At 40.2% G+C, this 13,083-nt stretch carries 13 protein-coding genes; 10 read left to right on the forward strand and 3 right to left on the reverse strand.

Annotated features, from left to right (window positions below; genetic code table 11):
• Positions 1 to 296 precede the first annotated feature (296 nt).
• The 10 genes from KO473_RS06760 to galE all read left to right on the forward strand — a co-directional run bounded on the left by KO473_RS06760 (position 297) and on the right by galE (position 9,272).
• Positions 297 to 1,727 carry a DUF3078 domain-containing protein gene (locus KO473_RS06760; RefSeq protein WP_122130449.1) on the forward strand — a complete coding sequence of 477 codons (1,431 nt, stop codon included), beginning with the start codon at positions 297 to 299 and terminating at the stop codon, positions 1,725 to 1,727.
• A gap of 120 nt (positions 1,728 to 1,847) precedes the next feature.
• A complete protein-coding gene (locus KO473_RS06765; RefSeq protein ID WP_005778212.1) occupies positions 1,848 to 2,252 on the forward strand; it encodes a hypothetical protein in 405 nt (134 codons plus the stop codon).
• A gap of 252 nt (positions 2,253 to 2,504) precedes the next feature.
• The gene (locus KO473_RS06770) at positions 2,505 to 2,924 is read left to right on the forward strand and encodes a SoxR reducing system RseC family protein (RefSeq protein ID WP_005778211.1); all 420 of its coding nucleotides are present in this window, start codon (positions 2,505 to 2,507) and stop codon (positions 2,922 to 2,924) included.
• Positions 2,925 to 2,929: 5 nt separating this feature from the next.
• Positions 2,930 to 3,802: a Fe-S cluster domain-containing protein gene (locus tag KO473_RS06775; RefSeq protein WP_005778209.1), complete on the forward strand. Its 873-nt coding sequence runs from the start codon at positions 2,930 to 2,932 to the stop codon at positions 3,800 to 3,802.
• 36 nt (positions 3,803 to 3,838) lie between these two features.
• Positions 3,839 to 5,176, forward strand: a complete 1,338-nt coding sequence (rsxC, locus tag KO473_RS06780; protein ID WP_005806533.1) for an electron transport complex subunit RsxC — start codon at positions 3,839 to 3,841, stop codon at positions 5,174 to 5,176.
• A gap of 5 nt (positions 5,177 to 5,181) precedes the next feature.
• Positions 5,182 to 6,174 carry an RnfABCDGE type electron transport complex subunit D gene (locus KO473_RS06785; protein ID WP_005778205.1) on the forward strand — a complete coding sequence of 331 codons (993 nt, stop codon included), beginning with the start codon at positions 5,182 to 5,184 and terminating at the stop codon, positions 6,172 to 6,174.
• Positions 6,171 to 6,845: an RnfABCDGE type electron transport complex subunit G gene (locus KO473_RS06790; RefSeq protein WP_005806529.1), complete on the forward strand. Its 675-nt coding sequence runs from the start codon at positions 6,171 to 6,173 to the stop codon at positions 6,843 to 6,845. The genes KO473_RS06785 and KO473_RS06790 overlap by 4 nt, the downstream gene beginning before the upstream one ends.
• A 17-nt stretch (positions 6,846 to 6,862) precedes the next feature.
• Complete coding sequence (gene rsxE, locus KO473_RS06795) at positions 6,863 to 7,450, forward strand: RnfABCDGE type electron transport complex subunit E (RefSeq protein WP_005778200.1); 588 nt, start codon at positions 6,863 to 6,865, stop codon at positions 7,448 to 7,450.
• A gap of 11 nt (positions 7,451 to 7,461) precedes the next feature.
• Complete coding sequence (gene rsxA, locus KO473_RS06800; protein WP_005778198.1) at positions 7,462 to 8,034, forward strand: electron transport complex subunit RsxA; 573 nt, start codon at positions 7,462 to 7,464, stop codon at positions 8,032 to 8,034.
• Positions 8,035 to 8,237: 203 nt separating this feature from the next.
• Positions 8,238 to 9,272 (forward strand): UDP-glucose 4-epimerase GalE, encoded by a 1,035-nt coding sequence (galE, locus tag KO473_RS06805; RefSeq protein ID WP_005778195.1) that lies wholly within the window; start codon positions 8,238 to 8,240, stop codon positions 9,270 to 9,272.
• A gap of 306 nt (positions 9,273 to 9,578) precedes the next feature.
• On the opposite strand, the gene KO473_RS06810 is transcribed toward galE, so the two are convergent.
• From KO473_RS06810 to ispE, 3 genes are all read right to left on the reverse strand, one after another.
• Positions 9,579 to 10,841 carry a DUF4934 domain-containing protein gene (locus tag KO473_RS06810; RefSeq protein WP_005820519.1) on the reverse strand — a complete coding sequence of 421 codons (1,263 nt, stop codon included), beginning with the start codon at positions 10,839 to 10,841 and terminating at the stop codon, positions 9,579 to 9,581.
• A 135-nt stretch (positions 10,842 to 10,976) separates the two neighbouring features.
• Positions 10,977 to 12,221, reverse strand: coding sequence for a DUF4934 domain-containing protein (locus KO473_RS06815; RefSeq protein ID WP_005820518.1), 1,245 nt, complete (start codon positions 12,219 to 12,221; stop codon positions 10,977 to 10,979).
• A gap of 22 nt (positions 12,222 to 12,243) precedes the next feature.
• On the reverse strand, positions 12,244 to 13,068 hold the full coding sequence (gene ispE / locus KO473_RS06820; RefSeq protein WP_005820517.1) for a 4-(cytidine 5'-diphospho)-2-C-methyl-D-erythritol kinase: 825 nt from the start codon (positions 13,066 to 13,068) through the stop codon (positions 12,244 to 12,246).
• Positions 13,069 to 13,083: the final 15 nt, after the last annotated feature.

Consider the following 13,083-nt stretch of genomic DNA (forward strand, 5'->3'; position numbering starts at 1 on the left):
GATGCTTTCTACAAAACAAATTTATTAAAAAATGCAATTCCGGGTTCCGAAATGTTTGGACGACAAAAAGTTGTATGCCTCTAACGGATGAATGGGGCTTTATCCGTCTGGTGGCATAAGTAGCATAAACCTGTCTACAGGATAAATTTGCGTAGCTCATGCATGCCATACAAATTCCGGTAAAACAGATCGGTTGTTTCATCGATCCGTTTGATCGGTTATTCCTATTAAAAATGAGCGAATTTTATGTAATCTAAACTATTTAATGTAAATTTGCCCTCAAATTTGTTATAAAAATGAAGACTAGTCACATCTCAACATTAGCATTTGCAATCCTGTTTTCTTCGTCAGTGATGGCGCAGAAGACGATAAAACCGGTTTCCGAGACAGTGCAAAATGAAGTGAAAGCTGATACACTTTCCGAGGTGCTTCAGCAGTACCTTCTCCTGAAACTGAATCTGGATGGTCCGAAGCCCAAGATGGATACAGTGTCCATCTTATATAATAATTATATAGGAGAGTTGGAATACCTCAATGATCCTTCAGTACCTATGCGTTATGTGAAAACAGATCCGGATTATTACCGCCTGTTTGTTCCGCTAACTTATTATTATTCGCCTATTGCGGAATATTCTACTATGCGCTGGAAATTTAAAGAGCCTTTTACTGCACCTTCTCTTAATGAGCAGTTATCACCGTGTGACACTTTGCAGTTTACCAAAATCAAGAGATCGGCCCGGCTGGTAGATGCTGCTTTGATGGATTTATACCTGAACCATCCCAATTTGGTTGTTACTACCGAAGATCATATAATGAGCCGTAAATTGTATCATGGCAATAAAAAGATTGAAATTCCGAAGACGGAAGTGAAAAGCCTGTTCCGTGCAGATAAGGTAGAAGAGAATGTAGGTGAAGCAGAAATGTTAATTTCGAAACCTAACTGGTGGGTGACGGGAGGTAACGGTTCGCTTCAAATTACTCAGAACTATATATCGGACAACTGGTATAAAGGTGGTGAGAGTAACAATGCTGTAATGGCTAATTTACAGTTGTTTGCCAATTACAATGACCGTGAGAAAGTGCAGTTTGAGAATCTGTTGGAGGCTAAATTAGGATTCAACTCTTCTCCATCGGATGAATATCATAAGTATCTGGTCAATACCGACCAGTTGCGCTTGTATTCCAAATTAGGTATCCAGGCTGCACATAATTGGTACTATACTATCACCGGTGAGTTTAAGACTCAGTTTGCCAAAGGTTATAAGGCTAACAGTGAAGAACTGGTTGCTGCTTTCCTTGCTCCTGCCGATGTGATTGTCAGTGTCGGTATGGATTATAAGCTGAAAAAGAAAAAATTCAACCTTTCCGTATTCATGTCTCCATTGACCTATAACCTTCGTTATATTGGTAACAAAAATGTGGACGAAACCAAGTTCGGACTGGATAAAGGTAAATGTTCAAAGAATGACTTTGGTGCACAGGTACAACCTACCATTTCATGGACCATTATTCCGTCCATTGTAGTCGATTCCCGTCTGAACTATCTGACTAACTATAAATGGGTACGCATTGAGTGGGAAAATACTTTCAATTTTGTATTGAACCGTTATCTTTCTACTAAGCTTTTTGTGCATGCACGCTTTGATGACAGTGCAAAGCCGACCACCGGTAGCAGTTATTTCCAGTTGAAAGAGTTGCTCAGTTTTGGTCTGAACTATAAATGGTAAAGGAATAGTTGACACAAAGATAAATATGGGGCCGGCTGGAGTTTTCAGTCGGCTCTGTTGTTTCCGGTAGTGCAAATTTCATCGCTGTAATTAAAATGTTATACTTAAAGAAAGCGCCTTATGATTAAACAAGATTATCTGATACGAATGATTCAGGAAATCATTTCATTAATTGTTAATATGATTTTGAATAAAAAGAAGTTTCGTAAGGATGAATGGACAGAGTACGACTGTCTTACACGACAGATTTTAGGACTTCCTCAGGAGCAGTTGCAGAGTATGAATCCGGATGAACTGATTGACCATTATGAAGGAGATCCTAACCGGATGGGAAAGATAGAACTGGCTGCCATGACCCTGCTGAAGATTTCGGATGAGATGGAGTCTAATATTTTGCAAAAGTCTAAACTGCGCCAGGACGGGCTCACTTTACTGAAGTATGTTCAGAAAGAAAGCAGCACTTTTTCCATTCAACGGACAGATTTGATTCGGATGATTGAGATAAATGAATGTTTGAAGATGTAAAATAAGGAAATGAACAGAAAGTGATAAAAGAATCTGTTTCTGTTTCTAATTTATTTTAAAATATCGGAGGATGATAACAATTTAGCAGTAAAGCAGGCAAAAAGCCTGCTTTTTCTGTTTCTACTCCTGATTAATGGAGTAAAAAAATACTTCAAAAAGAACTCTTATTGCGCTATAAAAAACATTCAAATACTTCGTAGTTCTCAAACTTATGCTTAAATTTGCCGCAATTTGTAATGTGCAGTTTGCAAAATGACTAATATAATAACTCATCAAGGTATTGTGGAAAACATAAGTGGTTCTCAGGTTTCTGTGAGGATCATCCAAACATCGGCCTGCTCAACTTGCAGTGTCAAGGGACATTGCTCTTCGGCAGATAGCAAAGAGAAGGTAATTGAGATTACCGACACTTCATCTGTATGGAAGGTAGGTGACGAGGTGACAATTATTGGTGCTACTTCCATGGGTATGCAGGCTGTATTTCTGGCCTTTGTTATTCCTCTCTTTCTTTTAATTCTCGGCCTTTTCGTTTTCAAGACAGTTCTTCATAGTGAACTATATGGAGCGCTTGCTGCTTTAGCGGTGCTTGTTCCTTATTATTATATAATATGGCTGAACAGAACTCGGTTGAAACAAAAATTTTCTTTTACTATAAAACCAATAAATAACTAAAAATTATGAATTTGATTCTGATTGCAGTGATTTCTTTGGGAGCTATTGCGCTTGTACTGGCTGCGATATTGTATGTTGCTTCCAAGAAATTTGCCGTGTACGAAGACCCACGAATTGCCCAGGTATCCGAAGTGTTGCCTCAGGCTAACTGCGGTGGATGTGGTTATCCGGGTTGCAGCGGATTTGCTGATGCTTGCGTCAAAGCCGGTTCGCTGGAAGGTAAGTTTTGTCCGGTAGGCGGACAACCTGTGATGTCGCAGGTTGCTTCGATCCTCGGGCTGGACGCCGGAACTGCAGAACCGATGGTGGCAGTGGTTAGATGTAACGGAACCTGCACGAACCGTCCGCGTACAAATATGTATGACGGTGCAAAGAGTTGTGCTATTGCCGCTTCGCTTTATGGTGGAGAAACCGGCTGTAGCTATGGGTGTCTGGGATGTGGCGATTGTGTGGCTGCTTGCCAGTTTGATGCTATTCACATGAATCCCGAAACAGGACTTCCTGAAGTGGATGAAGAAAAGTGTACAGCCTGTGGCGCTTGCGTCAAAGCTTGTCCGAAAGCGATAATCGAACTTCGTGCTAAGGGCAAAAAATCCCGCCGCGTATATGTATCTTGTGTCAATAAAGACAAGGGGGCTGTTGCGCGTAAAGCTTGTACGGTAAGTTGCATCGGTTGTGGTAAGTGTGTCAAGACTTGTCCGTTTGAAGCAATCACACTTGAGAACAATCTTGCTTACATTGACTACAACAAATGTAAGTCTTGTCGTAAGTGTGTTGAAGTTTGTCCCCAGAACACTATCATCGAGTTGAATTTCCCTCCGCGCAAACCCAAAGAGGAAGCACCTGTTGCCGAAGCTGCTAAAACAGCTGAAGCTTAAGAAAACGAGTAATAAACAGATAAAATACAGAATTGTATGTTGAAGACATTTTCAATTGGTGGTGTTCATCCACACGAAAATAAACTGTCAGCACATCAACCCATTATTACGGCGGAAGTTCCGGCAAAAGCTGTGATACTTTTGGGACAGCATATCGGTGCACCTGCTAAGCCTATTGTGGCAAAAGGTGATGTGGTGAAGGTGGGCACTAAAATAGCCGAAGCCAATGGCTTTGTTTCGGCTGCCATTCACTCTTCTGTCAGTGGCAAAGTCGCTAAGGTTGATTCGATCGTCGATGCGAGTGGTTATGCCAAACCTGCTATTTTTATAGATGTAGACGGGGACGAATGGGAAGAATCTATCGATCGCAGCCCTGAACTGGTGAAAGAGTGCGAATTGACTTCGGAAGAGATTGTGAAGAAGATAGCCGATGCCGGTATTGTTGGTTTGGGAGGAGCTTGTTTTCCCACTCAGGTTAAACTCTGTCCGCCTCCTTCATTTAAAGCAGAATGTGTTATTATAAACGCTGTAGAGTGTGAGCCTTATTTAACCGCCGACCATCAGTTGATGTTGGAGCATGCCGAAGAGGTAATGGTAGGAGTTTCCATTCTGATGAAAGCCGTAAAGGTAAATAAGGCATTTATCGGTATTGAAAACAATAAACCCGATGCTATTGAGTTGATGACAAAAGTTGCATCCAGTTATGCCGGTATCGAGGTTGTACCTTTGAAGGTGAAATATCCGCAAGGAGGTGAGAAGCAGCTGATCGATGCTATAACCAAACGTCAGGTTGCGAGTGGTGCACTACCCATCTCTACAGGAGCGGTTGTTCAGAATGTAGGTACAGCATTTGCAGTATACCAGGCTGTGCAGAAAAATAAGCCTTTGTTTGAACGTGTGATTACGGTGACCGGTAAATCGGTTGCTAAACCTTCCAACTTCCTGGCACGTATCGGAACTCCGATGCAACAACTGATTGATGCCTGTGGCGGTTTGCCCGAAGACACCGGAAAGGTAATTGGAGGCGGCCCGATGATGGGTAAAGCATTGGTTAATACCGATGTTCCTACTGCTAAGGGAAGTTCCGGAATTTTGATTATGAACCGGAAAGAGGCTAAACGCGGAGAAATACAAAATTGCATCCGTTGTGCGAAGTGTGTAAGTGCCTGTCCGATGGGACTGGAACCGTATCTGCTTTCCGCTTTGGCCGAGAACACAGAATTTGAAAGAATGGAATCAGAAAGAATCATGGATTGTATCGAGTGCGGTTCTTGCCAATTCACTTGTCCTGCCAATCGTCCGTTACTCGACTATTGTCGTTTGGGTAAAGGAAAAGTTGGTGCCATGATTCGTGCACGTCAAGCTAAAAAATAATAAGTATGGAAAATAAATTAATCGTATCATTATCACCTCACGTTCATGGTGGAGACAGTGTACAGAAAAACATGTACGGTGTGTTGATCGCACTGATTCCTGCCTTCATCGTTTCGCTCGTATATTTCGGACTGGGTGCGTTGATTGTCACAGCGACTTCTGTGATAGCCTGTCTGTTTTTTGAATGGGCAATCGGTAAGTTCTTGCTGAAGAAAGAAACCACTACTATTTGTGATGGGTCTGCTATCATCACGGGGGTGTTGCTGGCATTCAATCTTCCGTCGAATCTGCCTATTTGGATCATTATTTTAGGTGCTTTATTCGCTATTGGTGTCGGTAAGATGTCATTTGGCGGATTGGGAAATAATCCGTTTAACCCGGCATTGGCAGGACGTGTGTTTCTGTTGTTATCATTCCCTGTGCAAATGACTTCGTGGCCGGTGGTTGGTCAGTTGACTGCCTATACTGATGCTACTACCGCTGCTACTCCGTTAGCCTTGATGAAACAAGCCGTTCATGGTGATGCCTCAGCTTTTAGCCAACTTCCTGATGCCTGGAATTTGTTCATTGGCAATAATGGCGGATGTTTGGGCGAGGTGAGTGCAGCAGCTTTGATTTTTGGCCTCCTCTATATGTTATGGAAGAGAATCATTACATGGCATATTCCGGTATCTATTCTGGCCACTGTATTTGTATTCTCAGGCATTATGTACCTGGCCAATCCGGAAGCTTATGCTTCTCCGGTAATCCAGTTGCTTTCGGGAGGTCTGATGCTGGGTGCCATTTTTATGGCGACTGATTATGTGACTTCTCCGATGAGTAAAAAAGGTATGCTGATTTATGGTGTTTGCATCGGTTTGCTGACAGTTGTTATCCGTTTATTCGGTGCATATCCGGAAGGTATGTCATTTGCTATTCTGATTATGAATGCATTCACTCCGCTAATCAATACATATTGTAAACCAAAACGCTTTGGGGAGGTAGCGAAGAAGAAATGAAAAAGTTAGAATCATCATTGAAAAATATGTTGCTGGTACTCACGGGAGTAACAGCTATTTCGGTAGCTCTGCTGGCTTATGTGAATGAGTTGACCAAAGGGCCTATTGCAGAAGCAAATGCAAAAACACTGAATGAGGCTTTAAAAGAAGTCTTACCCGAATTCACGAATAATCCGGTTGCAGAGTGTGATACTATGTTTAGTGAGAAAGACGGTAAGAAGATTGTTGACTTTATTATTTATCCGGCTAAAAACGGAGATCAATGGGTCGGGACGGCGGTTGAAGCTAAATCGATGGGATTTGGCGGAGAACTGAAAGTACTGGTTGGTTTTGATGCCGAAGGCAAAATCTATAACTATTCATTGTTGTCACATGCCGAGACTCCCGGGCTTGGTTCAAAAGCGGCCGATTGGTTTAAGGAAGGCAATAAAGGTAGTATTAAAGGAATGAATCCGGGTGAGCAACCGTTAACGGTAAGTAAGGATGGGGGACAGGTAGATGCTATTACCGCTTCTACAATCACTTCACGCGCTTTCTTGAATGCCGTGAACGCTGCGTATGGTGCTTATAAAGGCAATGGCGATACTAACGGGACAACCGGTGCTTCTCAGAAAGCCGCTCCGGTACAGGAGTCCGAAACTGCGATTGTCGATTCAGTAGTTATTAAATAAGAAAGGAGTATAAAGATATGAATAACTTTAAAGTATTGATGAATGGGATTGTTAAAGAGAATCCGACATTTGTGCTCCTGCTTGGTATGTGTCCTACATTGGGTACGACTTCTTCGGCCATTAACGGTATGGGTATGGGACTTGCCACTATGTTTGTTTTGATTTGCTCTAATGTGGTGATCTCGTTGATAAAGAACTTGATTCCGGACATGGTACGCATTCCGTCATTCATTGTGGTAATCGCGTCTTTTGTGACTTTGCTTCAGATGGTGATGCAGGCTTATGTCCCTGGATTGTATGCTACATTAGGGCTTTTTATTCCGTTGATTGTTGTGAATTGTATTGTGTTGGGACGTGCAGAAGCATTTGCAGCTAAGAATAATGCTCTTTCGTCCATGTTCGACGGAATTGGTATGGGACTGGGCTTTACGATTGCTCTTACATTGTTGGGAGCTGTCCGCGAGTTTCTGGGTACAGGTAAGATATTCAACTTGTCAATCATCCCTGAAGAATATGGTATGCTTGTCTTTGTTCTTGCTCCGGGTGCGTTTATTGCATTAGGATATCTGATTGCGCTGATTAACAGCCTTAAGAAAGCAAATTAAAATAAACGATTATGGAATATATATTGATATTTATCTCGGCAATCTTTGTTAATAACATTGTGTTGTCGCAATTTCTGGGAATCTGTCCGTTTCTGGGTGTTTCCAAGAAAGTGGATACAGCGTTGGGTATGAGTGCAGCGGTGGCTTTTGTGCTTACCATTGCCACAATCGTAACGTTCCTGATCCAGAAGTTTGTGCTCGATGCTTTCGGATTGCAGTACTTGCAGACTATTACGTTTATATTGGTCATTGCGGCACTGGTCCAGATGGTGGAAATTATTCTAAAAAAGGTTTCCCCTGCACTTTATCAGGCACTGGGCGTATTCCTTCCCTTAATTACGACAAACTGTTGTATTTTGGGTGTGGCTATTCTTGTTATCCAGAAAGATTATGATTTATTGACGGGAGTTGTCTATGCATTCTCTACTGCTATCGGTTTTGGCTTGGCCTTGGTGCTTTTTGCCGGACTCCGTGAGCAAATGAGCCTTGTGAAAATTCCCGAGGGTATGAAAGGAACTCCGATTGCTTTAATTACAGCCGGATTGCTGGCTATGGCATTTATGGGATTCTCCGGAGTGGTATAAATCCTGACGACAAACAACTGAAGGATGAGCGGCGGACAGGCTATCGTTGAGGTAGTTCTTCCGTCGCTTTTTCTGTTATTTTGTCTTAATGCACATTTCCATCATGAAATAATATTCGTTTTTTGTGCATTTATCTAAATTTATTTTGTTACATTTGCAAACACTTTACAAGAAAACCGAAAAAACTAACCATTATACACGTTATGAAAGAAAGAATTTTAGTAACAGGCGGAACCGGATATATCGGCTCTCATACTGTAGTAGAGCTGCAAAACAGTGGATACGAAGTAATCATCATTGATAACTTATCTAATTCAAATGCTGATGTAGTAGATAACATCGAGAAAGTATCAGGTATTCGTCCTGTTTTTGAGAAACTGGACTGTTTGGATTTTAACGGTTTGGATGCCGTGTTCAATAAATATAAAGGTATTAAGGCAATTATTCACTTTGCAGCCAGCAAGGCAGTAGGTGAATCTGTAGAAAAACCATTGCTGTACTACCGCAATAATCTGGTTTCTTTAATCAATCTGCTTGAGCTGATGCCAAAACATGGTGTAGAAGGTATTGTATTTTCTTCTTCATGTACTGTATATGGTGAACCGGATGAATTACCTGTAACAGAGAATGCTCCGATTAAGAAAGCTACTTCTCCCTATGGAAATACAAAACAGATTAACGAAGAGATTGTCAGGGATACTGTAACTTCAGGTGCTCCGATAAATGCTATTTTGTTGCGCTACTTTAATCCGATCGGTGCTCATCCAACAGCATTATTGGGAGAACTTCCTAATGGCGTACCACAAAATCTTGTTCCCTATTTAACCCAGACAGCTATCGGAATTCGTGAAAAACTGAGCGTGTTTGGTGATGATTATGATACACCCGATGGTTCATGTATCCGTGATTTTATTAATGTTGTAGATCTTGCCAAAGCACATGTGATTGCTATCGCACGTATTCTTGAAAAGAAACAAAAAGATAAAGTTGAGACTTTCAATATCGGTACAGGTCGTGGAGTTTCGGTTCTTGAACTGATCAACGGATTTGAGAAAGCTACAGGCGTAAAACTGAACTATCAGATTGTAGGGCGCCGTGCCGGTGATATAGAAAAAGTGTGGGCTAATCCTGATTATGCAAACAATGAATTAGGATGGAAGGCACAGGAAACTCTTGAAGATACACTGCGCTCTGCATGGGCTTGGCAGTTGAAACTTCGTGAAAGAGGTATCCAATAAATTAGAATATTGTTTTAATTAACATATAAGAAATGAACAAATGTTTTTATACATTTGTTTATAGGATGCAAATCGGCCTGATGCTGTTTATGTGTATGTGAATATCCATAATTGGTACTTATGCCTCCCCGGCATAGACAGGTAAGATTGCATAGTAGTTTTGTCGTGTTTTATTTTGTGTTTGTGTTGTGACAGTACTACGACGTGAGTCGTGGTACTGTTTTTTTATTATGAACTTTATTTGATTTATCTTCTTCCGCTTTGTCAGATTATTGTCTGAGAACAAAATGTGATTACACTTTTAAATCACTTTACCAATACTACTACCGGATTCGATTCTTCATTCAATTCTTTTAAGACACTTAGTTCTTTCTCTATTTTTATTTCAGGATGTTCCTCCAGCCAGCTAAGAATGTCGTCTGCCTGGACTAAAGAGGCATATTCTCCTTTTTCATTAAAGAAAGTAGGGTTGAAAGGCATAAGCTGAGTTAAGTCATCGATGAATTTATTATCAGCTAAAGCTATATGGGTTACCTTCGTCTTTTTATCATAAATTCCATTGTATAAAACAGCCTTTTCTGTGTATAGTCCTCTGATAAATTGGAAATAGAGTAATTTGTTATTCTCTATTGCATAGCTGACCAGGATACGGTCACTATTGTTTTCCGAAAGTGTTCGTTCTTCTGCCGGCCAATGATATTTGCCGGTATTGAATATCATGTGTTTTTCCAATTGATAATCTTTCAATGTATAAATGGTGTCAGTAAACAATTCCTTGAAACGGATTTCATTATTATTTTTCCAAAGTGCCGTATGATTAGGCACACAAATGCTCTGCTTTCCATTACTGTATTGTATGTGGATGATACCACCTAACAGTCCGAATCCTTTGCGTACGGAAATACTGCTAATATCGTCTACCTGCCCGGTACCTAATTCAGGTATAATATTAGGGATTGTATCTATAAAATTGCCTTTTTCAGAAAAGTATAATACCGAACTGGGACATTTCTGACCCAAACCACCTACATAATGTCCTACAATAATAGAATCACAAAATATAAATCCGTTGAGTCCGGGACGATTTATTTGAATACTGCCGGTTGAGGTTTCCGGAGTGGGAATGGTGATGATTCCCGCAAATTTACCTTTTTGGTCATATTTTACCAGTTGATTAGGTTCACGGTTAAAATATAACAACTGGTTTTGTGGATTCAGATATCCATTAGTACTATTATAAGCCTCCGGATCATCTCCTCTATGTCCTACGGAGCAAATAAACTTTCCGGTTTGCTTATCAAACAACAAACATTGTTTCCCATTATGGATCATAATCTTATCATCCAAAAGTTTAACTTCCGGAAAATCTCCGATTAAACAAGAGTCTGTTGTTTCTAAAGGGATGTATTGGATTGTTTTTCCAAGATCAGATACTTTGAGCTCTGCCAGTTTTTCTATTCCTTCGGCAATATCTATCTGATTGATTTCCGAGGTTTGCTGTGTTCTATTGCAAGAAGGCAATAATAATAATAGGGCGAAAATGCCACATGGTACAATTTGTCTCTTCATGTTTTTATCATTTATTTTAGGTTATAAAATACCTGTTGTTCGTTATGAAGGACAAATAAACTAAATATTTTAGTGATTAAACTATTTGTTGTAGTTAAATAACCAAAATATTTAGTTTTTTGATTCTTGAAAAATCTATTTCATAAGGATGACTACCGGATTAGATTCCTCGTTGATCTCTTTTGCAAAAGCAAACTTGCCATTTGGTTTAATTTCCGGATGCTCTTCCATCCATTCTAAAACACTACTTGCCTGAATAAGATCTACATATTCATTATCAGCATTGCATCTACGGGGATTCAGAGGCATGAAGTTATCAATATCGTTCATAAAACTCTGTCCTTTGCTTACTTGAGTCGTTTGAGTGTTTTTATTGTATATGCCGGTGTATACCTCATCTCTCTGCCTGAACTGGAATATGATGATTGAAGCACTTTCCATCACATGATCGATTTTAATTCTTTCATCATTTTTCTTTTTCTGGTATCTTTCTTCTACCGGATAATGATATTTTCCTGTATTGAAAACCAGATAAGGATGTGACTTATTTCCGGATAAGGTGTAGATTGTGTCCAGATAAGCTTCTTTAAAACGTACTTTTCCATCATGTTTCCATAATGTAGAAAGCATCCGTGGAGATTCAATGACCTCATCACTGTTAAAGTATGCTATTATCATGCCATAGATCCCCATGTTGCCGTAGAACTCTCGTGCTTTTTCATTCTTTAATATGTTTATTCGTATTGTATTTATGGCTACGGGTATAACTGGCAGTAGAGATGGGATACTGTCTAATATTTCCCCCTTTTTGTCAAGGAGGAGAAAAGGGGGCTTCTTTTCCGTTCCTTTTATCGGGAAAAGGTCAGATTGGTAACTGATGATTAATGAATCTGTGAAAACAAAGCAAGCAGGATTTCTTGGGCCTAAGCTTTTGGAAACCTTAACTTCGCCTAAATAATTACCTTTCAGATCGTAGCGCATTAAACTACCGTTCCACCCGACAAAATATAGTTCTTCTGCCACATCATCGATCCAGAAAGTCGCTTCACTATATCCTCCCGGATCGTTACCTACATGTCCGATAGAACGTATGAATTTGCCGTTGGTTTTATCGAAGACTAAGCATTGCTTGTTTGTGCTAACGATAATGTTGTTTTTATAAACTTGTATATCCGGATTGTTATTGATCAGACAACTGTCTGTGGTTTCTAATGCTATATAATTGATTTCCTTTAGAAAATCGGAGGCTTTAAGTTCCGTTGGATTTTTAATTTTTCCAACAATATCTATCTGTCCGGGCGCTTTCGTTTCTCTTGATGGAGAGGTACAAGAGGCTAATAAAAGCATAGCACATCCGTATGCCAATAAGTAGTTTTTCATTGTATTATAATTTATGATGGGGCTATTTCAATTTCGTTTGAAAACAGAATGCCTGGCCGAAATCTAAATCTGCTATTTCTTCTTCAGGGTTGAATAAACCGAAGACAGATGAACCGGAACCAGACATGGCAGCATATACGGCTCCTTTGCGGTAAAGTTCTTTTTTGATATCTTCGATTACAGGGTACTGTGGGAAGACACTTTCTTCAAAATCATTCAGCATGTTGTCTTTCCATTCGTTTACCGGACGTTTGATGATTTCTTTTAATGAATGTTCGGGATGGCGGGGCCTAATGAATGAAAAAGCTTCCCGCGTCGAGACAAAGATATTGGGTTTTACAAGTACTAACTGATACCCTTTCAGTGATAAATCGACAGGGGAAAAGACATTCCCGATACCTTCTGCGAAAGTTGGTTTGTTTTTTATAAAAAAAGCGCAGTCTGCTCCTAACATGGCAGCATATTCTTCCAGTTTCTCATCTGTCAGATGCAGGTGAAATTTTTCATTTAGCAGCTTCAGCATGAAAGCAGCATCTGCAGAGCCACCTCCTAATCCGGCACCCGAAGGAATGTGTTTGTACAAGTATATATCTATCGGGGGTAATTGAAATTCCCGATCAAGTAAAAGATAAGCTTTTACTACCAGATTGTTTTCGGGTTCTCCACTGATTTCAAGACCGGATTGATGCAAAGCAAATTTCTGTTTAGAGTCATTCAATATTGTAATTTCCAGAGCATCTTCCAGAGGTACAGAATAGAACACTGTTTCCAGGTTATGGTATCCGTCCGGACGTTTTTCAGTAATGTTCAGCCCCAGGTTTATTTTGGCATTCGGAAATGTAATCATGTCTTTGGACTATTA

The sequence above is a fragment of the Bacteroides sp. HF-4919 genome, from assembly GCF_018860125.1.